At 69.8% G+C, this 20,284-nt stretch carries 17 protein-coding genes; 8 read left to right on the top strand and 9 right to left on the bottom strand.

The window, feature by feature from the left end:
- Positions 1-103: 103 nt before the first annotated feature.
- Positions 104-1,486, bottom strand: coding sequence for a hypothetical protein (locus AB5J50_RS28295; protein WP_369261061.1), 1,383 nt, complete (start codon positions 1,484-1,486; stop codon positions 104-106).
- 808 nt (positions 1,487-2,294) lie between these two features.
- A complete protein-coding gene (locus AB5J50_RS28290; RefSeq protein ID WP_369261060.1) occupies positions 2,295-3,425 on the bottom strand; it encodes an alpha/beta hydrolase in 1,131 nt (376 codons plus the stop codon).
- 224 nt (positions 3,426-3,649) lie between these two features.
- Between AB5J50_RS28290 and AB5J50_RS28285 the strand changes: the two genes are divergently transcribed.
- The 6 genes from AB5J50_RS28285 (at position 3,650) to AB5J50_RS28260 (ending at position 8,929) form a co-directional block, all read left to right on the top strand.
- The gene (locus tag AB5J50_RS28285; RefSeq protein WP_369261059.1) at positions 3,650-5,455 is read left to right on the top strand and encodes a phosphatidylglycerol lysyltransferase domain-containing protein; all 1,806 of its coding nucleotides are present in this window, start codon (positions 3,650-3,652) and stop codon (positions 5,453-5,455) included.
- A gap of 333 nt (positions 5,456-5,788) precedes the next feature.
- Entirely contained in the window at positions 5,789-6,682 is an 894-nt protein-coding gene (gene folP, locus AB5J50_RS28280; protein WP_369261058.1) for a dihydropteroate synthase, read from the top strand.
- On the top strand, positions 6,679-7,173 hold the full coding sequence (locus AB5J50_RS28275) for a nuclear transport factor 2 family protein (protein ID WP_327430608.1): 495 nt from the start codon (positions 6,679-6,681) through the stop codon (positions 7,171-7,173). The genes folP and AB5J50_RS28275 overlap by 4 nt, the downstream gene beginning before the upstream one ends.
- Before the next feature lie 248 nt (positions 7,174-7,421).
- Complete coding sequence (gene folB, locus AB5J50_RS28270) at positions 7,422-7,781, top strand: dihydroneopterin aldolase (protein WP_189188543.1); 360 nt, start codon at positions 7,422-7,424, stop codon at positions 7,779-7,781.
- Positions 7,778-8,389: a 2-amino-4-hydroxy-6-hydroxymethyldihydropteridine diphosphokinase gene (folK, locus tag AB5J50_RS28265; RefSeq protein WP_369261057.1), complete on the top strand. Its 612-nt coding sequence runs from the start codon at positions 7,778-7,780 to the stop codon at positions 8,387-8,389. Before folB ends, folK begins: the two co-directional genes overlap by 4 nt.
- Positions 8,390-8,443: 54 nt before the next feature.
- Entirely contained in the window at positions 8,444-8,929 is a 486-nt protein-coding gene (locus AB5J50_RS28260) for a DUF3180 domain-containing protein (protein ID WP_327430606.1), read from the top strand.
- A 43-nt stretch (positions 8,930-8,972) separates the two neighbouring features.
- On the opposite strand, the gene folE is transcribed toward AB5J50_RS28260, so the two are convergent.
- The 6 genes from folE to dacB form a co-directional block, all read right to left on the bottom strand.
- Positions 8,973-9,578 carry a GTP cyclohydrolase I FolE gene (gene folE, locus AB5J50_RS28255; RefSeq protein WP_327430605.1) on the bottom strand — a complete coding sequence of 202 codons (606 nt, stop codon included), beginning with the start codon at positions 9,576-9,578 and terminating at the stop codon, positions 8,973-8,975.
- 142 nt (positions 9,579-9,720) lie between these two features.
- Positions 9,721-11,748 carry an ATP-dependent zinc metalloprotease FtsH gene (ftsH, locus tag AB5J50_RS28250; protein WP_369265532.1) on the bottom strand — a complete coding sequence of 676 codons (2,028 nt, stop codon included), beginning with the start codon at positions 11,746-11,748 and terminating at the stop codon, positions 9,721-9,723.
- A 222-nt stretch (positions 11,749-11,970) separates the two neighbouring features.
- Entirely contained in the window at positions 11,971-12,531 is a 561-nt protein-coding gene (hpt, locus tag AB5J50_RS28245; protein WP_327430604.1) for a hypoxanthine phosphoribosyltransferase, read from the bottom strand.
- Between the two features lie 98 nt (positions 12,532-12,629).
- Positions 12,630-13,757: a tRNA lysidine(34) synthetase TilS gene (gene tilS, locus AB5J50_RS28240; RefSeq protein WP_369261056.1), complete on the bottom strand. Its 1,128-nt coding sequence runs from the start codon at positions 13,755-13,757 to the stop codon at positions 12,630-12,632.
- Positions 13,758-13,949: 192 nt separating this feature from the next.
- Positions 13,950-15,098: a zinc-dependent metalloprotease gene (locus AB5J50_RS28235; RefSeq protein ID WP_369261055.1), complete on the bottom strand. Its 1,149-nt coding sequence runs from the start codon at positions 15,096-15,098 to the stop codon at positions 13,950-13,952.
- A 149-nt stretch (positions 15,099-15,247) separates the two neighbouring features.
- Entirely contained in the window at positions 15,248-16,804 is a 1,557-nt protein-coding gene (gene dacB / locus AB5J50_RS28230; RefSeq protein WP_369261054.1) for a D-alanyl-D-alanine carboxypeptidase/D-alanyl-D-alanine-endopeptidase, read from the bottom strand.
- Positions 16,805-16,883: 79 nt separating this feature from the next.
- Here dacB and AB5J50_RS28225 point away from each other — a divergent pair, with 79 nt between their 5' ends.
- Both AB5J50_RS28225 and AB5J50_RS28220 read left to right on the top strand, forming a co-directional pair.
- Positions 16,884-17,375: an inorganic diphosphatase gene (locus tag AB5J50_RS28225; RefSeq protein ID WP_327430599.1), complete on the top strand. Its 492-nt coding sequence runs from the start codon at positions 16,884-16,886 to the stop codon at positions 17,373-17,375.
- 108 nt (positions 17,376-17,483) lie between these two features.
- Positions 17,484-19,118 carry a threonine/serine exporter ThrE family protein gene (locus AB5J50_RS28220; protein ID WP_369261053.1) on the top strand — a complete coding sequence of 545 codons (1,635 nt, stop codon included), beginning with the start codon at positions 17,484-17,486 and terminating at the stop codon, positions 19,116-19,118.
- A 128-nt stretch (positions 19,119-19,246) separates the two neighbouring features.
- Here AB5J50_RS28220 and AB5J50_RS28215 read toward each other — a convergent pair whose 3' ends face one another.
- Positions 19,247-20,215, bottom strand: a complete 969-nt coding sequence (locus tag AB5J50_RS28215) for a DedA family protein (protein ID WP_369261052.1) — start codon at positions 20,213-20,215, stop codon at positions 19,247-19,249.
- Positions 20,216-20,284: the final 69 nt, after the last annotated feature.

The raw sequence follows: 20,284 nt of genomic DNA, 5'->3' as shown, positions 1-20,284 counted from the left end.
CACGGCGCGCGCCGTGCCACTGCCCTCACGCATGTACGCGACGCGCGACGTATGTACACGACGCATGCACGCATATGCGCGCGTATGCAGGAAACGCGCGGTTTCAGGAAGCGGCGCTCCGCAGTCCCGCCATGTCGATCTGTTCCGTCTCGTCGTGCGCCGTCAGATCGATGACCTGGCCGACGCCGCGGGACCCCTCGTCCACGGGCTTGAACCCGGCCTCGGCCTCGGCCTTGTGCAGGGCGAGCGCCTCCTGGCCGACGACGTCCGCGAGGTCCTCGTTCTGTACGGCCTCCAGCGCGGCGGCGGACGACTCCTTCTGCGTACCGAAGAAGTCGAACCCGCCCTCGACCGAGGGCCGCCGCGCAGGCGTGGCCGGTACGACAGCCACGGCGGTCGGCACGGTGAAGTGCCCGGAGGGCTTGGCGGGCTTCGCGGCCTGGAGCGCCTTCGAGGACTGGGACGGCAGGGAGGGCTGGGACAGCTTCGGCTCGGCGGCCGCGCGCTCATGCCCGTCGACCGCCTCGGGCTTCCCCTGCGCCTCACCCTCCTCCGCGACGGCATCCGAGGACGGACCCGTCTCGGACGAACCGGCCTTCGGAGGCTCTACGTTCACGGACTCGCCCCTCGCGGGCTCATCCCTCACCGAGTCGGACTTCAACGACTCGGACCTCACCAACTCGGTCGGTGCGGAGCCCCCCGCATCTTCCGCGCCCTCAGCGCCCTCCGTGCCCTGCGCCGCCGGACCACTGCTCGCGATCCGGTTCAGCGCCGCGTTGGCCCGCAGGAAGAGCGAGGACCCGGCCGGGGAGAAGACCTCAGCGGACACCGGAGCTTCGGTCGCCACGGACGACTCAGAGGCCGTGGCGGACTCGGAGGCCGTGGCGGACTCGGAGGACTCGGAGGCCGTGGAAACCTCGGCCACCTCGGCCACCTCGACCACCTCTGCCGCCTCCGGAGCAGCCACCGCCTCCGGAGTCTCCGGCTCCGTGGGCGCCGTCCGCGCGGCGGGCAGCGCAGGGGGCGTGGACGAGGCCTCTATCGCGAGCCGCCGGCGCACCTCCAGGGCGCTCGCCCGCTCCGTCTCCGCCGTGGCGTACCGCCGAAGCAGCGCCGCGTGTTCGTTGCGCAGGCCCGCCAGCTCCGCACGCTTCGCGCGCAGCTTGTGCTCCAGCTTGACGCGCAGCTCGCGCGACTCGTCGAGGTCGGTCTCCAACTCGGCGACGCGCTCCTCGTGACGCCACTCGTCGCTCGCCCGCGCGCGCGTGAGGTCGGCGACGCGTTTACCCGCCGCCGTGTCCCAGCGGCGCATGACGACCGCACCGACGACCGCCGTCACCGCGGCACCCGCGGCCAGCGCACGGAGTACCAGCGGCTCAGTGAACAGCCAGGGCCCCACGGCGCAGACGAGCGAGACGCCTGCGATCGCCGAAGGAGGCAGCAGCCTGTGCAAGGGCGGGGAATGGCGGTGACGTCCACGTGGCATGGCCAGAAACTTACCGCGCGTAGGCGAATCTTGGTGCCCCGCCCGGTAAAAACACAGCCACCCCGCAGCCTTCACACGGCCCCACGCCCTCATGAGCCACACCGCCCGATCAAAATGCCCTACTTGATCAAGCCCTTCGACCGCGGATAGTCCCTCACGACATCCGCCCCTTCTGACACTCGGCGTCGACCTTCCGATTGAGTTCCGCAAGATCATCCGCGCTGAGCGCGCCGATGGGCTTCGCCCTTGTCGCCCCGGCCCTCCCCCCTCTCCTCCCCCTGCCTCCCCTGTCGCCTTCAGGAGAACGAGGTCGAAGTTCTTCAGCGTCGCGTCCGTGGTGGACCCACGTTCTTGGGGCCGATGGTCGATTCCGGAGGTGTCGATTCCATACGTCTTCTTCAGACCGGGCGCAAAGAAGGGCCGCGTCTCGCATTCGGCACCCGCCACGATCTTGACCTTGAGGCCCGAATTGCGGAGATCGGAAAGGGTCTTCAGGTTGTGCTTCTCGGCAATACGCGGCGACGGCGGCGTCGGCATCGCCGGCGGCGACCGCCTTCGCGTTCGCACCGTCGTCCTTCGCAATGAGGAATTCCGCGAGCGTCGCCGCGTATTCGGGGACGACATCGATGGCCCCCTTCTCCTCTCCAGCCGGGGTTCGCAGATCTCGCGGTTCTCGACGGTCTTGACCGTCACGCGCGGCAACCGGCGTCGCTCAGCACCTTCCTGTAGAGCTCGCCCGGCATCTTCGCCTCGGTGAATCCGGCGGCACCCAGAGGGAAACTGACGGCCGCGCCCCTTGAACAGCAGGTCATTGGTCGCTCAGCCGTCCGCTCATCCACTGCAGCGTCGCCGGGATCTCCCGTCGCCATGTGTTGAAGTTGTGGCCGCCGCTGTCGAGGATGATCGACGAGATCCGGGTGAGCTGCTTGGACTTCACGAGGTCTATGAAGCCGAGCGTGGCCTTGTAGTTGGCTTCGCCGATCTTGCTGCTGCTGACGAGCAGTGAGGTGTCGGGCGCGGGCTTGTTCTTGAGGTACCAGCGCAGGTCGGCGCTGTCCTGCAGCCGCTTGTCCCCCTGGAAGAGGTCGCCCGTCGTGGGGTCGATCGGTGCCTTGTAGTACGGCGACAGGCCCGCACCGGCGGCGTACACCTCGGGGTGGTGGATGGCGAGCTTCAGCGCGCAGTAGCCGCCCGTGGAGTCGCCGATGATGCCCCAGCTGCCGGGCTTTTTGCCCACCCTGTAGTGGGCCGATACGGCGTCGGGGAGGTCCTTGGCGAAGAACGACTCGGTCTGCGGGCCGCCGGGGATGTCCACGCACTCGGTGTCCCGCGGGGGTGCGACGGTCGGCCGCAGCATGACGAGGATCATCGGCTGCATCTTGCCGTTCTTGGCCATCTCGTGGGCCGTCTGGGGGTAGTGCAGCCCCTTGATGAGCGCCTGGGCGGTGCCCGGGTAGCCGGTCAGGACGGTGGCGGCCGGGAAGGTGCGAGTGCGGTAGCGCGACTGGAAGTACTCCGGGGGCAGATAGACGTACGCCGGGGTGGCGATGTGCGTCGTACGGCCGACGATGTCGACCTTCTGGATCTGACCGCCGACCTGCGGCCGGGAACCGCCCGAGACGTTCACCCCCTGGGTGTCGACCACTTGGAGGGGGCCTCCGGCCGAGCCGCCCGTGCCGTTGTGGTCGACGACGACGCCCTGGCCGCTCTCCTGGCCGAAGAGGTCCGCCCAGCTGGCGTAGAAACCGAATGCCTGGTTGGCGGAGAGCCCGATCGAGGTGAAGACCGCCACCTGGGTGGCCAGCAACAGGCCGATCCGTCCGCTGACGGCCCGCCAGTTGCGCCGTGCCAGCCGTGGCCACCACCACACCGTGCCGACGAACAGCAGCACGGCGAGTAAGACCGCCAGCACCATCACCTTGTTGCTCGTGAGACCCATGGGCTGTTCCTGCCTGCGCTTCCTGTCCCCGGCCGCGCCGCTCCTTCGCGAGCGCTTGCCCCGGACTTTCCTTGCCTTTTGAAACGGCTTTCCTGTGAGGAGTGAACCTGTCTCCCCAAGACACCGTCCTAGAGGGCGCAATGTCGCCGGATGCCGGAATGGCACCGGATTCAAGGTCTCTCGCAGAACTACGGGATGCGATGTCTGTCAGGATAGATGGGGAAATGTCGGGCGAGGTTCCGAGTCGATCAGGCCGGTCGCGGCAGATACTCCGCGGTCCGCGCCCCGAGGCCGTCCCCGCCCTGGTCGCCAGGGCCTGCACGCTCGTAGGAGTCCTGGACATCGCCGCCGGCGTCTTCCCGCGCTTCCGGCGCAGCCGCATGCACGCCATCGCCGAGGTACTGCCCGGCGCGCTCGGACCGTTCGCCGCCGCGCTGTCGCTCAGTGCCGGCGTGCTACTGCTGCTCCTGGCTCACGGGCTGCGCCGCCGCAAGCGACGGGCGTGGCGGGCAGCCGTCGTCCTGCTGCCGGCCGGCGCGGTCGCGCAGTTCGCGTACCGGCACTCGGTTATCGGTGTCATCATCTCCGCGGCGCTGCTCGCACCACTGCTGCGCCACCGCGAGGAATTCACGGCCCTGCCCGATCCGCGCAGCCGCTGGCGCGCGCTCGCCAACTTCGTGCTCATGGGCGCCGGTTCCCTCGCTCTCGGACTCATCATCGTCAGCGTCCACGAGAACCGCATGGTCGGCGACCCGAGCCTGGCCGACCGCATTACCCACGTCCTGTACGGCCTGTTCGGCTTCGAGGGGCCGGTGGACTATGCGGGACCCACGTCCTGGACGGTCGCCTTCTCGCTCGGCGCGCTCGGCTGGCTGACCGCCGTCACCACGATCTACCTGGCCTTCCGCCCCGAACACCCGGCCGCCCGCCTCACGGAGGACGACGAGACCCGGCTGCGGGCTCTCCTGGAGAAGCACGGCGGCCGCGACTCGCTCGGCCACTTCGCGCTCCGCCGCGACAAGGCCGTCGTCTTCTCGCCGAGCGGCAAGGCGGCCGTCACCTACCGCGTCGTCTCCGGGGTGATGCTCGCCAGCGGCGACCCCATCGGCGACGTCGAGGCCTGGCCCGGCGCGATCGAGCGCTTCATGGACGAGGCCAAGGCGCACTCCTGGACGCCCGCCGTCATGGGCTGCTCCGAGACCGGCGGTGAGGTGTGGACCCGCGAAACGGGCCTGGACGCCCTCGAACTGGGCGACGAGGCGGTGGTGGATGTCGCGGATTTCTCCCTGGCCGGGCGCGCGATGCGAAATGTGCGCCAGATGGTGAAACGCATCGAAAGGGCTGGTTACGAGACGCGCGTACGGCGCGTCCGCGACCTCAGTGAGGGGGAGCTGGACCGCATACGGCGCGCCGCGGAGGACTGGCGCGGCACGGACACCGAGCGCGGCTTCTCCATGGCGCTCGGCCGCATCGGCGACCCGTCCGACGGGGACTGTCTGATCGCCACCGCCCACAAGGCGGACGACCAGCCCGGCCCGTACGGCGACCTCAAGGCCGTTCTGCACTTCGTCCCGTGGGGCACGGACGGCGTGTCGCTCGACCTCATGCGCCGCGACCGGTCGGCCGACCCCGGCATGAACGAACTCCTCATCGTGGCGGCACTCCAGGCATCCCCCCGCCTCGGCATCAAGCAGATCTCGCTCAACTTCGCGATGTTCCGCTCGGCGCTCGCCCGTGGCGAGAAGATCGGCGCGGGGCCCGTACTGCGCGCCTGGCGGGGCCTGCTGGTCTTCCTGTCCCGCTGGTTCCAGATCGAGTCCCTGTACAAGTTCAACGCCAAGTTCCGCCCGCGCTGGGAGCCCCGCTTCGTCGTCTACGGCTCCTCCCGCGACCTCCCGCGCATCGGCTTCGCCGCCATGCAGGCAGAGGGCTTCGTCAACCTCGCCCTGCCCCGCCTGCTGCGCCGCCGCCAACCGACTCCACGCGTGTGCGCGCACACGATGTCGGAGCACGGCATACGGGCGGCTTAGCGGTTGGGCAAGCGGCCGCCGCTTACAGGGGGGCGGGCGAGCGGCCGCCGCTTACAGGGGGGCGGGCGAGCGGCCGGGTCTTACGGAGGGGTCGTGGCGAGCGGCCTCTTCATACGGGGGTCGCGCCGAGCAGCCTCTCCCTGTGGCGGTCGCGCCGAGCAGCCCCTTCCTACGACGGTCGTGGCGAGCGGTGGGCGTGCCTTTCGAGGGGGCCGCTCGACCGACCGATTCGGGTGGGTGGGTGGGCAAACAGGCCGCGAAGCGGCCAAAGGACCCCAGCCAGAGACAACCCGCAGGCGATTCGGCCCCCCGCCGGAGGCCTAGGCTGGACGTATGAGCAACGAGCGCGGGCGCGGCCGAGTCGCGGGACTGCCGACATGGGACCGCTGCGCGGTCATGGGGGTCGTCAACGTAACCCCCGATTCCTTCTCCGACGGCGGCCGCTGGTTCGACACGACCGCCGCGGTCAAGCACGGCCTGGGCCTGGTCACCGAGGGCGCCGACCTCGTGGACGTCGGCGGCGAATCCACCCGCCCCGGCGCCACCCGCGTCGACGAGGCCGAAGAACTCAAGCGCGTCATCCCGGTCGTCCGCGGCCTCGCCTCCGAGGGCGTCACCGTCTCCGTGGACACCATGCGCGCCTCCGTCGCCGAGCAGTCCCTCGCCGCCGGCGCCGCCCTCGTCAACGACGTCAGCGGCGGCCTCGCCGACCCCGCGATGATCCCCGCCGTCGCGGCGGCCGGCGCCCCCTTCGTGGTCATGCACTGGCGCGGCTTCCTGCAGGGCGGCAACGTGAAGGGGACGTACGAGAACGTCGTCTCCGAAGTCCTCAACGAGCTGCACGCACGCGTGGAGGCCGTACTGGCGGGCGGCATCGCCCCCGACCGCATCGTCGTCGACCCGGGGCTCGGCTTCTCCAAGGACCCCGAGCACGACCTGGCACTCCTCGCCCACCTCGACCGCCTGGGCGAACTCGGTTACCCCCTGCTCGTCGCCGCATCCCGCAAGCGGTTCCTGGGCCGTGTCCTGGCCGGCCCGGAGGGCGCCCCGCCGCCCGCGCGCGAGCGGGACGCCGCCACCGCCGCCGTCTCCGCGCTCGCCGCCCACCAGGGCGCGTGGGCCGTCCGCGTCCACGAGGTACGGGCCACCGCCGACGCCGTACGGGTCGCCCGGGCTGTCGAGAGCGCCCACAGCACCGCAGCGCCGGCCGCAGAGGGAGCCCGGTGAGCACCCCCCGTACCGACGTCGAACAGGTCGAGCTCGCCAACACCTCCTTCTACGAGGCGATGGAACGGGGCGACTTCGAAGAGCTGTCCTCGCTGTGGCTCGCCCCGCTGGACACGGCCGACGACGACATCGAGGGCGAGGGCGCGGTGATCTCCTGCGTCCACCCCGGCTGGCCCGTCCTCAACGGCCGCGGCGAGGTGCTGCGCTCGTACGCGCTGATCATGGCGAACACCGAGTACATCCAGTTCTTCCTCACCGACGTGCATGTCTCCGTCACCGGTGACACCGCGCTGGTGACCTGCACCGAGAACATCCTCAGCGGCGGTCCCGCCCCCGACGACAGCGACGAGCTCGGCCCGCTCGTCGGCCAGCTGGTCGTCGCCACGAATGTGTTCCGCCGCACAGCCGACGGCTGGAAGCTCTGGTCGCACCACGCCTCCCCCGTGCTCGCCGAATCCGGCGAGGAAGAGGACGACGACACCGCCGGTTGAGTGGGCGGGCGACTCACAGGAACCAAGAAGTGGTTGGAATCACGAATCCCGGGGTAGGCGCGGCTACCAACCCGTGAGCCGCCGTGTTCCCCAGGGGAAACGCCCGGTGAAGCCTCATGACCTTCGCCCGGGCACACGCCCCCGTGGGCGAGCGCTGTCAGTGCCCGCAGGTAGATTCGTTTGAGGCTGGTGAGCCGACCGCACTCGGTTCATGACGGCCCATACCGACGATTGCAGGAGTGATTCGCGTGGATCGTGTCGCGCTGCGCGGCCTCAAGGCCCGCGGGCACCACGGTGTCTTCCAGAAGGAACGCGAGGAGGGCCAGACCTTCATCGTGGACCTGACGCTGGGCCTGGACACCCGACCGGCCGCGGCCGACGACGACCTGGCGAAGACCGTGCACTACGGCGTCGTGGCGGAGGAGGTCGTGGCCGTCGTCGAGGGCGAGCCCGTCGACCTCATCGAGACGCTCGCCGAGCGCATCGCCCAGGCGTGTCTGAAGCACGACGGGGTCCAGGAGGTCGAGGTCTGCGTCCACAAACCGGACGCGCCGATCACGGTCCCCTTCGACGACGTGACCGTCACGATCACCCGGAGCCGAGTATGACCGCCTTCTCCACCAAGGGTCACAGCGACCCGACCGTACAGCCGGTGCCCGCCTCCGTGACGGAGCAGGTGGACGCCGCCGACACGACCCTGCAGAACCCGAAGCGCGCGGTGATCTCCCTCGGCTCGAACCTGGGCAACCGCCTGGAGACCCTCCAGGGCGCCATCGACGCCCTGGAGGACACCCCCGGAGTCCGCGTCAAAGCGGTCTCCCCCGTCTACGAGACGGAGCCCTGGGGCGTCGAACCGGGCAGCCAGCCCACGTACTTCAACGCGGTCGTGGTCCTCAAGACCACCCTCCCCCCGTCCTCGCTCCTGGAGCGGGCGCACGCGATCGAGGAGGCCTTCCACCGGGTGCGGGACGAACGCTGGGGCCCGCGCACGATCGACGTGGACATCGTGGCGTACGCCGATGCCGTCTCCGACGACCCGGTGCTGACCCTCCCTCACCCGCGCGCCCACGAACGGGCCTTCGTCCTCGCCCCCTGGCACGACGTGGATCCCGAGGCCCAGCTCCCCGGCCGGGGCCCCGTGGCCCAGCTCCTCGCGGCGCTCACCCGAGACGGTGTCACGTCCCGCGCCGATCTGGAACTCCGGCTGCCCGAGTAGTCGTTAAGGTCAAGACGACCAGACTGGCTTACCAATAAGGGGCAGAGGGGCAAAGTGAAAGAGCTGCGCATCAGGACGCTGGCCGCCGTGTTCGTCGTGGCCGGTGTGCTGTCCTGGGCGGGCGCCCGTCTGTGGAACGCGGTGGGCACGCTCCCCCGGGTCCCCCTCGCCGCCCCCATCGTCCTGGCCCTGATCGCCGTCGTCCTCCTCGCGACGGCGCTCTCGCTGCGCGCCCGTCTCAAGGCCCAGCGCGAGCGCCGCCCCGGCGCCAAGGGCGTCGACCCCCTGATGGCGGCCCGCGCGGTCGTCTTCGGCCAGGCGAGCGCCCTCGTGGCGGCCCTGGTGGCCGGTATGTACGGCGGCACGGGCGCGTTCCTGCTGGAATCCCTCGACATCCCCGCCCGCCGCGACCAGGCCATCTACGCCGGCCTCTCCGTCCTCGCCGGCATCGGCGTCATAGCGGCCGCCTTCTTCCTGGAGCGCGTCTGCAAGCTCCCCGAGGACGACGACAACAACGAGGGAACCGCCCCGGTGGCATAACCCCGGAGCGGCCGGCGGGAGGCGGACGGAGGCCTGCGGGAGGCTAGTGCGCCATGATGAGGCTCATCGCCTCGTTGCGCGTCGCCGCGTCCCGCAGCTGGCCGCGCACCGCCGACGTGATGGTCTTCGCGCCGGGCTTGCGGATGCCGCGCATGGACATGCACATGTGCTCGCACTCCACGACCACGATCACGCCGCGCGGCTCCAGGATCTCCATCAGGGAGTCGGCGATCTGAGTCGTCAGCCGCTCCTGCACCTGCGGGCGGCGGGCATAGACGTCGACCAGCCGGGCCAGCTTGGACAGACCGGTGATCTTGCCACTGGTGGCCGGGATGTAGCCGACGTGCGCGACCCCGCGGAACGGCACCAGATGATGTTCACAGGTCGAGAAGACTTCGATGTCCTTCACCAGGACCATCTCGTCGTGCCCCAGGTCGAACGTCGTCGTCAGGACGTCCTCCGGCTGCTGCCACAGCCCCGCGAATATCTCCCTGTACGCCCGCGCCACGCGCCCCGGCGTCTCCCTGAGGCCCTCGCGGTCCGGGTCCTCGCCGACCGCGATCAGAAGCTCTCGTACGGCGTTCTCGGCGCGCTTCTCGTCGAACTCGCCGATCAGGCCGTCGCCGTCCAGCGTCACGGGGTCGGTCATCTGGTCCTCGTTCCTGTGGATCTTGCGCGTGCCGGTCGACGCGTCCCAAACATACGGGCAGACGAAATGCCGCACCCCCCAGGCTAAAACCTGGGGGGTGCGGCATTCATTCCGGGCCTGGTGGGGCCGCCGGGAGCCTGGGTCAGCTCTCGGTGCGGTCCTCCGAGGCCGCCTCCGTCGCCGGGACGGACTCCGTCGCGGTGGCGATGGCCGGCACCGAGCCGTTCGCCCCGTTCGTCAGTGACAGCTCCTTGGGGGAGAGCACCGGCGGGCGGGTGGACGGCGTGCGCCGGGAGGAGCCGGTCCACGCGGGGCGGGCCGGGCGCTTGACGATGGGAGCGAAGACCTCGGCGATCTGCTCCTTGTTCAGCGTCTCCTTCTCCAGCAGCTGGAGCACCAGCGCGTCGAGGACGTCGCGGTTCTCGACCAGGATCTCCCAGGCCTCGTTATGCGCGTTCTCGATGAGCTTCTTGACCTCTTCGTCGACGAGCGCGGCGACCTCTTCCGAGTAGTCACGCGGGTGCGACATCTCCCGGCCCAGGAAGGGCTCGGTGTTGTCGCCGCCGAACTTGATCGCGCCGAGACGCTCGGTCATGCCGTACTGCGTGACCATCGCGCGGGCCGTTGCGGTGGCCTTCTCGATGTCGTTCGCAGCGCCGGTGGTCGGGTCGTGGAAGACGAGCTCCTCGGCCGCGCGCCCGCCCAGCATGTATGCCAGCTGGTCGAGCATCTCGTTGCGGGTCGTGGAGTACTTGTCCTCGTCCGGCAGGACCATCGTGTAGCCGAGGGCACGGCCGCGCGACAGGATCGTGATCTTGTGGACCGGGTCGGAGTTCGGAGACGCCGCCGCGACCAGGGCGTGACCGCCCTCGTGGTACGCGGTGATCTTCTTCTCCTTGTCCGACATGATCCGGGTCCGCTTCTGCGGGCCCGCGACCACACGGTCGATCGCCTCGTCCAGCATGCGGTTGTCGACGAGCTTCCCGTTGCTGCGCGCGGTGAGCAGCGCCGCCTCGTTCAGCACGTTCGCCAGGTCCGCGCCCGTGAAGCCCGGCGTGCGCCGCGCGACCGCCGACAGGTCGACGTCCGGAGCGACCGGCTTGCCCTTCTGGTGGACCTTGAGGATCTCCAGACGGCCCTGCATGTCCGGGCGATCGACCGCGATCTGGCGGTCGAAGCGGCCGGGGCGCAGGAGGGCCGGGTCGAGGATGTCGGGCCGGTTCGTGGCGGCGATCAGGATGACGCCGCCCTTCACGTCGAAGCCGTCCATCTCGACGAGCAGCTGGTTGAGCGTCTGCTCGCGCTCGTCGTGACCGCCGCCGAGGCCGGCGCCGCGGTGGCGGCCGACCGCGTCGATCTCGTCGACGAAGACGATCGCCGGAGCGTTCGCCTTGGCCTGCTCGAACAGGTCACGGACTCGGGAGGCACCGACACCGACGAACATCTCGACGAAGTCGGAACCGGAGATCGAGTAGAAGGGGACGCCGGCCTCGCCCGCGACAGCGCGCGCGAGCAGCGTCTTACCGGTACCAGGAGGCCCGTACAGGAGCACGCCCTTGGGGATCTTCGCCCCGACGGCCTGGAACTTCGCCGGCTCCTGGAGGAACTCCTTGATCTCCTGGAGCTCCTCGACCGCCTCGTCCGAGCCCGCGACGTCCGAGAACGTCGTCTTCGGGGTGTCCTTGGTGATGAGCTTCGCCTTGGACTTCCCGAAGTTCATGACTCGGGAGCCGCCGCCCTGCATCTGGTTCATCAGGAACAGGAAGACGACGACGATGAGGACGAAGGGAAGCAGGGACAGCAGGATCCCGACGAAGGCGTTCTGCTTCGTCGGAGAGACCGTGTAGCCGTCCGGGATCTGCTTGTTCTCGTACTTGTTCTGCAGTGTGTTGGCCAGGGTCACGCCCTGGTCGCCGATGTAGCTCGCCTGGATCTTTGAGCTGCCGTCGACCTTCTCGCCGTCCTTGAGCTGGACCTTGATGGTCTGCTCGTCGCCGGTGGTGATCTTGGCCTGCTCGACCTTGTTGTCATTGATCGCCTGGACGACCTGGCCGGTGTCCACCGTCTTGTAGCCGCCGGACGAACCGACGACCTGCATCAACACGACCACGGCAAGGACGGCCAGCACGATCCACATGACCGGCCCACGGAAGTATCGCTTCACGTCCATCCATACGGAGCGGTGCCGCCCCGTCCCTCCTGCCATAGTGAGTTTGATAAAGACTTATAAAGGCTGTTCTTCAGGCTGTTCTTCGGACGGTACCCCAGCATTGTCACCCGAAGCCGCAGGGGACTGCTGGCAATCCGGCCTACGCATGCTCCAACGGCGCGAAACCCGCTGGGGTTCCCGAACGTCTTAGTGGGACTGAGCCGCCCTCGAAAGGGCGGGGGTTCAGCCGCCGTAGACGTGAGGCGCGAGCGTACCGACGAACGGGAGGTTGCGGTACTTCTCCGCGTAGTCGAGGCCGTAGCCGATGACGAACTCGTTCGGGATGTCGAAGCCGACCCACTCCACGTCGATCGCGACCTTGGCCGCCTCGGGCTTGCGCAGCAGCGTGCACACCTTGAGGGAGGCCGGCTCGCGGGAGCCGAGGTTGGAAATCAGCCAGGACAGGGTCAGCCCGGAGTCGATGATGTCCTCGACGATGAGGACGTGCTTGCCCTTGATGTCGGTGTCGAGGTCCTTGAGGATCCGCACCACACCCGAGGACTGCGTGCCCGCGCCGTACGAGGACACGGCCATCCAGTCCATGGTGACGGGGGTGGACAGCGCACGCGCCAGGTCCGCCATGACCATCACGGCGCCCTTGAGGACACCGACGATCAGCAGGTCCTTGCCCGCGTACTCCGCGTCGATCTTCGCGGCCAGCTCAACCAGCTTCGCGTCGATCTCTTCCTTGGTGATGAGCACCGACTTGAGGTCGGTGCCCATGTCTTTCGCGTCCACCCGCATCACTTTCGGTCGTCCGTCCCACCGGCCGCCCGAACCGCCCACGACCCGGGTCAGGGGTCCTGAGGAGCCGCGTGAGCGTCCCGGTGGAGGGTCCGGATTCAGCCTTGCCGAATCACCAGTCTGCCACCCTGGCGCTGAGCGACGACTTTGCCCGGGAGATTGATGGCCCCCTGGCCGCGCCATCCGGTGATCAGCCGGTCGACTTCTTCGATGTGGCGGGCGAACAGCGAACCGGCCGGAGCGCCCGCCTCGATGGCGGCGCGGCGCAGAATTCGGCGGCGTACGGCGGGCGGCAGGGCGTAGAGCTTCGCGCACTCCAGGAGGCCGGCGGCGTCGCGTACGGAGGCCTCGGCCTGGCTGGCCCAGGCGTCGAGGGCGTCGGCGTCGTCACGGGACAGCTGGGCCGTACGGGCGAGTGCCTCGACGACACCCTTGCCGAGCGCCTTCTCCAGGGCGGGCAGGCCCTCGTGGCGCAGCCGGGAGCGGGTGTAGGCCGGGTCGGCGTTGTGCGGGTCGTCCCAGACGGGCAGCGACTGGGCCATGCAGGCCTTGCGGGCGGTCTGCCGGTCCAGGTGCAGGAACGGGCGGCGGTAACGGCCGTCGGCCCCCGAGACCGCGGCCATTCCGGACAGGGAGCGGATGCCGGAGCCGCGGGCGAGGCCCAGCAGGACGGTTTCGGCTTGGTCGTCGCGGGTGTGGCCGAGCAGGATCGCGGTGGCGCCGAGGCGCTCGGCGGCGGCGTCCAGGGCGGCGTACCGGGCGTCGCGGGCGGCGGCCTCGGGCCCGCCGTCGCGGCCGACGGTGACGGCGATGGACTCGGCCGGGGTCAGCCCCAGCTCGGTGAGGCGCAGCACGACTTCGTCGGCGCGCAGGTCGGAGCCGGGCTGCAGACCGTGGTCGACGGTGATGCCACCGGCGCGGATGCCGAGTTTGGGGGCTTCGAAGGCGAGGGCGGAGGCGAGCGCCACGGAGTCGGCGCCGCCGGAGCATGCGACGAGCACGAGCGGTGTCGGCCGTTGCCCGTGCGGGCGCTGGGCAGGGGTGGGTGTCGGTGTGCGACGCGTACCGGGCGCGGGCACGCGCTCCGCGTCGGGGGCGGACGGGCGCGCGGCACCGATGCCGGGCGCGCGCCGGGTGTCGGGGACGGGCGTGTGCTCGGTGAGGATGTCGTGGAGTACGCGGCGAACCGCCAGGCGTATCGCCGCGACCGCAGGATGGGGACCCATGTCCGGTTCCCTTCATGAAGTTTTCGGGGGGTGAGCCCTGGGTCGGTCACTCAGAGTGTGTAGATGGTGACAGAACCGGGCCGTTCCCCGAGCATTGCACGCCTACCCATGCCCCACGGTCCCTCGGACGGGTGATTGGAGGGGCGTTTGCCTGCCGTCGGCCGGATTCGTTTCACGACCTTCCCGTAGGGTTCACGACTCTGCCTTGCGGTGCACCCGCGCGACCCAGTCCGCCGGTTTGGCGATCTCCGTCTTGGTCGGGAGGGTGTTCGGAGAGGTCCACACACGGTTGAACCCGTCCATGCCGACCTGATCGACGACCGCCCGCACGAACCGCTCGCCGTCCCTGTACTGCCTCAGTTTGGCGTCCAGACCGAGGAGCTTGCGCAGCGCCAGGTCGAGGCGGGAGGCCCCCTTGGCGCGGCGTTGCTGGAATTTCTCGCGGATCTCGCCCACGGACGGGACCACGGCGGGGCCCACTCCGTCCATGACGAAGTCCGCGTGGCCCTCCAGGAGGGACATCACGGCGGTCAGCCGGGCGAGGATCTCGCGCTGGGCGGGCGTCTGCACGATTTCCACGAGGGAACGGCCGCCGTCGTCCTCCTCGGTGTCCGGGCGCCCGCCCGCGAGCGACTGGGCGGCCTCCCTGATGCGCTCCAGAACGGTCATGGGGTCGACCTCGGTCTCCCCCAAGAAAGACTGGATTTCGCCCTCCAGGTGGTCGCGCAGCCAGGGCACGGCCGTGAACTGGGTGCGGTGGGTCTCCTCGTGCAGACACACCCACAGGCGGAAGTCGTGGGGCTCTACGTCGAGTTCGCGCTCCACGTGCACGATGTTCGGCGCGACCAGCAGGAGCCTGCCTCCGCCACTCGGTGAATCGGAGGTGCCCCCTGCGGGCAGGTCGCGGCCGGCGGGGGCGAAGGTCTCGTACTGCCCGAGGACCCTGGACGACAGGAACGACAGCAGCATGCCCAGCTCCACGCCCGTGACCTTGCCGCCGACGGCGCCCAGGACGGCTCCGCCCGGGGTACTCCCGCGCCTCTCCTGCATCTTGTCCAGGAGGGGCTTGAGGATCTCCCGGAACCCGGCGACGTTGGCCCGTACCCACCCTGGCCGGTCGACGACGAGTACGGGGGTGTCGCGCACGATGTCGTCGCCCATACGGGTAAAGCCCCGGACGTGCTCCTCCGAGGCCTTCGCGTGCCGGCGCAGTTCCGCGACGACGGACCTGGCCTCGTCACGGCTCACCTCGGGGCCCGGCCGCACAAGTCGGGTCGCGGTCGCCACCGCGAGATTCCAGTCGACCATCCCAGTAGATGCAGCACCACCGATGCTCGTCATGCGTCAACCGTACGTGAGCGTGTCCGACTGCGGTTAGGGGTACGGGGTCCAGGTCGCCCGCTGGTGTGGGGCTGACGGTGTCTCTGATGCCCTCTGGGTCGGCTGGGGCCGGGGCTTGGTCGCATCGGTGCCCGGCGGGACGTAGTTGCCTATCGGCAGCCGCACGTCGCCAGTGCCGTGGCCGTGTGGTCCAGGGCCGCCCGGGCCTCCAGGGCGTTGGGCGGGTGGGCCTCGTCCGAGGTGAGGAAGGCGAAGGCGAGGAGGCGGCCATCGGTGTCCACGACGGTGCCGGCGAGGGTGTTCACGCCGGTCAGGGTGCCGGTCTTGGCGCGGACGACACCGGTGGCGGTGGGGTCGTCGGTGTAGCGGGTGCTGAGGGTGCCGGTGAAGCCCGCGATGGGCAGGCCGGTCAGGACCGTACGGAGTTCGGGATGGGCCGGGTCGCCGGCCTTGGCCAGCAGCGCGGTGAGCAGGTCGGCCGAGAGCCGGTCGGCGCGGTTCAGGCCGCTGCCGTCCGCGAAGTCGGCGCCGGACAGCGGGAGTCCGAGCTTCTTCAGCTGCGCGCGGATCGCCTTCGCGTCGCCCTCGAAGCTGGGCTGCTCGTCCGAGGCGAGGGCGACCTGGCGGGCCAGGGCCTCCGCGATGTCGTTGTCGCTGTTGGTCAGCATCCGCTCGACCAGGGCGGACAGCGGTGGCGAGGAGACCGAGGCGAGGGCCTGGGAACGGCTCGTCGCCTTCGAGGGGCCGGGGGACGTCGTCTTGATGCCCTTGTCGTGCAGCAGGTCGGCGAACTTCCGGGCGGCGTCCGCCGCCGGGTCCAGGGCGCGCCCGGCCGTTCCGCTGGTCGAGTCGTCCACCCGGGCCTCGTCGACCATCAGGGCGGTGACCTGCGCGATGTTCTCGTTGACGCCGATGGGGTGCAGCGCGGGACCGGCGTACAGCGAGGTGTCGTACGAGAGCGTCACCTGGTCCAGATGACGGGCCTTCAGGGCGGTGGCCGTCTCGTCGGCGAGGGTGCGCAGGCTCGCCCAGCCCTCCGCGTCCTTGCGGGCGGTCAGCGTCGGGTCACCGCCACCGACGAGGACGACTTCCTTGGTGTCGGGCTCCAGGACCGTACGCGTCTGAAGGCGGTGGTCGGGACCCGGCGCCGTCAGCGCGGCGACGGCGGTGGCGATCTTCGTGGTGGAGGCCGGGATCTGGACCTCATCGGCGTTCCTGCTGTACAGCTGCTTGCCGGTCGCGACGTCGACGACGACGGCAGTGCGCGTCGCGCCCAGGACGGCGTTGTCCAGGAGCGGGTCGAGGACGTCCGCGAGGGCTTTCTCGGCGGGCGCGGGCACCGTGCTCGTGGAACCGCCGAGTCCGGCCAGTACGGAGGCGGCGCTGGGCGCGGGCTGGGGCGACTTCCGGGACGTAGCGGACGTATGGCCGTGATCTGCGACACCCTCGCCCTCCCGCGATGCGGCCCAGTCGCGCTCGGCCGTACGCTGACCGGTGGAGTCCCAGGGACCGGCCGCGGCCACCGCCCCGGCCGCGAGTGCCAGGCCCACGGTGGCGGCGACGGCTGTGAGCTGCGGGGTCGTGAACTGCACAGGACGCGGCCGCACGGCTTGGGTGACCCGCGCCAGATGCGGTTTCACCGTCCGCGCGACCCGCACCACATGCGGTCTCGCGGCCCGCCAAGCCCTCAGCTCTGGCACGACCACCAGCCCCTTTCGCGATCACACACCTGCGTGAGGGACACTTAACCACCAGAACTATGTGCTGATCATGGAGGAGCCACCGGTGGAGTTCGACGTCACGATCGAGATTCCGAAGGGTTCGCGGAACAAGTACGAGGTGGACCACGAGACCGGTCGGATCCGCCTGGACCGTCGACTCTTCACCTCGACCAGCTACCCGGCCGACTACGGCTTCGTCGAGAACACCCTCGGCGAGGACGGCGACCCGCTGGACGCCCTGGTCATTCTGGACGAGCCGACCTTCCCCGGCTGTCTCATCCAGTGCCGCGCGATCGGCATGTTCCGTATGACGGACGAGGCCGGCGGCGACGACAAGCTGCTGTGCGTCCCGGCGCACGACCCGCGTGTGGAGCACCTGCGCGACATCCACCACGTGTCGGAGTTCGACCGCCTGGAGATCCAGCACTTCTTCGAGGTCTACAAGGACCTGGAGCCCGGCAAGTCCGTCGAGGGCGCCAACTGGGTGGGCCGCGCGGAGGCCGAGGCCGAGATCGAGCGTTCCTACAAGCGTCTCAAGGACCAGGGCGGTCACTGACCCCTTCTGTGCCCCGCGGGCCGCGTCATCCCTTATGGGGTGGCGCGGCCCGTTCGTTTGCCAGTGCGCATACTGAGGCGTACTGGAGTGCGTAGTCGGGAGCGATGGGTGACGGAGGCGGAGGACCGCAAGCCGCAGTCGGACGAGGCGAAGAGCGCCTTCGTGCCGCCGGACGGCATGGAACCCGCGGTCGAGGACGAGTCGCAGACCACGTCCGAGTTCGCGCTCCCCGCGGGACTGGACGTGCCGCCGCCCGCCGAGGCGGAGGGTTCGGCGTTCAGCACCCCGCGCGCGTACAGCGCCCAGGACGCCCCGCCCGCCTTCACACCGGCGTCCGGCATCCCCACGGTCAGCCTGTCCAAGGACGCGCCCTGGCAGGACCGCATGCGCACGATGCTGCGCATGCCGGTGACCGAGCGGCCCGCGCCCGAACCCGTGCACAAGGAGGACGAGTCGGGTCCCGCCGTCCCGCGCGTGCTCGACCTGACGCTGCGTATCGGCGAACTGCTGCTCGCGGGCGGTGAGGGCGCCGAGGACGTGGAGGCGGCGATGTTCGCCGTCTGCCGTTCCTACGGACTGGACCGCTGCGAGCCGACGGTCACCTTCACCCAGCTGTCGATCTCGCACCAGCCGTCACTGGTGGACGACCCCGTCACGGCGTCCCGGACGGTACGCCGCCGCGGCACCGACTACACGCGCCTCGGGGCCGTCTACCGGCTCGTCGCCGACCTCAGCGACCCGGAGACCGCGAACTCTCCGGAGGACGCCTACCGGCGGCTCGCGGAGATCCGGCGCAACCGGCACCCGTACCCCGGCTGGGGGCTGACCGCCGCCGCTGGACTCCTCGCGGGCGCGGCCTCGGTCCTAGTCGGCGGTGACGCGCTCGTGTTCGTCGCCGCGGCGCTCGGCGCGATGCTGGGCGACCGGCTCGCGTGGCTGTGCGCCGGGCGCGGGCTGCCGGAGTTCTACCAGTTCACGGTGGCCGCGATGCCGCCGGCCGCGATCGGTGTCGCGCTCACGGTGGCGCACGTCGACGTGAACGCGTCCGCGGTGATCACCGGTGGGCTGTTCGCGCTGCTGCCCGGGCGGGCGCTCGTCGCCGGCGTGCAGGACGGGCTGACCGGCTTCTACATCACCGCGGCCGCGCGCCTGCTCGAAGTCATGTACTTCTTTGTCGGCATCGTTGTCGGTGTCCTACTAGTGCTCTATTTCGGCGTGAAGCTGGGCGCCCAGCTTCACGCCGACGCGGCACTGAACATCTCCGAGCGGCCCCTGCTCCAGATCGCCGCGTCCATGCTGCTGTCGCTCACCTTCGCGATCCTGCTCCAGCAGGAACGGTCCACCGTGCTCGCGGTGACCCTCAACGGGGGTGTGGCCTGGTCGGTGTACGGGGCGATGCACTTCGCGGGCGGGATCTCGCCCGTCGCCTCGACCGCCGTCGCGGCGGGGCTGGTGGGGCTGTTCGGGCAGCTGTTGTCGCGGTATCGGTTCGCTTCGGCGCTGCCGTACACCACCGCGGCGATCGGGCCCCTGTTGCCAGGTTCGGCGACCTATTTCGGGCTGTTGTCGATCGCGCAGAACGAGGTGGACAAGGGGTTGGTGTCGCTCACCAAGGCTGCCGCGCTCGCCATGGCCATCGCCATTGGGGTGAACCTGGGGTCGGAGATTTCGCGGCTGTTCTTGCGGGTGCCGGTCGGCTCCGCCGGGGGGCGCAGGGCTGCGAAGCGGACGCGAGGGTATTGAGCCGTCGGGCGCCGGAGAGCTCGGTGCCTGGTGTGGGACGGCGACTGCGGGTTGTTCGTGGCTGATCGCGCCCACGCGGCGGAGCCGCACAATGTCACAGCCCCGCGCCCCTTACGGGGCACGGATGCTCAGCCCTGGTTCTGGGGGTAGCCCTCGTTGTAGTAGCCCTGGTCCGAGCCGTACTGCTGCTGCGGGTAGCCCTGGGGGTACTGCTGGGGCGGGTAGGCCTGGCCCTGGTCGTAGCCCTGGTCGTACTGCTGCTGGTACGGGTCCTGGTACGGGTCCTGGTATTGCTGCTGGTACGGCTGCTGGGGGTAGGCCTGGGCCTGGTCGTAGCCGTACTGCTGCTGGTTCTGGTCCTGGGCCTGGTGGATCGGGGGCACCCGGAGCGGCCTCGTGGCGTCGTCCATGACCGGCGGGGCGGGCTGGGTGTGGACCGGGGGCTGGACCTGGGCGGGCTCCTGGGGCGGGTTCTTCTTGGCCTTGGAGCGGGCGCGCAGGAACTCGATGGCGATGGGGACCACGGAGACGAGGACGATCAGGATCAGGATCGCCTCGATGTTCTTGTTGACGAAGTCGATGCCGCCGAGCCAGGAGCCGAGCAGCGTGACGCCCGCGCCCCACAGGACGCCACCGATGATGTTGAACGTGATGAACGAGCGGTACTTCATGCCGCTGACGCCCGCGATGATCGGCGTGAACGTGCGCACGATGGGCACGAAGCGGGCCAGGACCAGGGACTTGGGCCCGTACTTCTCGAAGAACTCGTGGGCCTTGACCACGTTCTCCTGCTTGAACAGGCGGGAGTTCGGGCGGGTGAAGAGCGAGGGGCCGACCTTCTTGCCGAAGAGATAGCCCGCCTGGTCGCCGAGGATCGCGGCGAGGCAGATGAGCAGGACGGCCGCCCACAGGGGGAAGTCCATCGTGCCCGCGGTGATCAGCAGGCCGCAGGTGAACAGCAGCGAGTCGCCCGGCAGGAAGAAACCGATGAGCAGGCCGGACTCGGCGAAGACGACGAGCAGCAGGCCCCAGATGCCGTAGCTGTCCAGGAGCGTGTTCGGATCCAGCCAGCTTGGACCAAGGGCAAGCGTCGTCACGGTTCCGGGCTCCTGAGGGGTGAAGGAAGGTACGGCACTCCTGGTACGGCCGACCAAAGCTATCAACGC

Origin of the sequence: Streptomyces sp. R35 (assembly GCF_041053035.1) — a bacterium.
In the GTDB taxonomy this organism is placed as follows: Bacteria; Actinomycetota; Actinomycetes; order Streptomycetales; family Streptomycetaceae; genus Streptomyces; species Streptomyces lutosisoli.
Note: the sequence above shows the minus strand (reverse complement) of the source record. Positions and strands in the feature narration are given on the sequence as shown.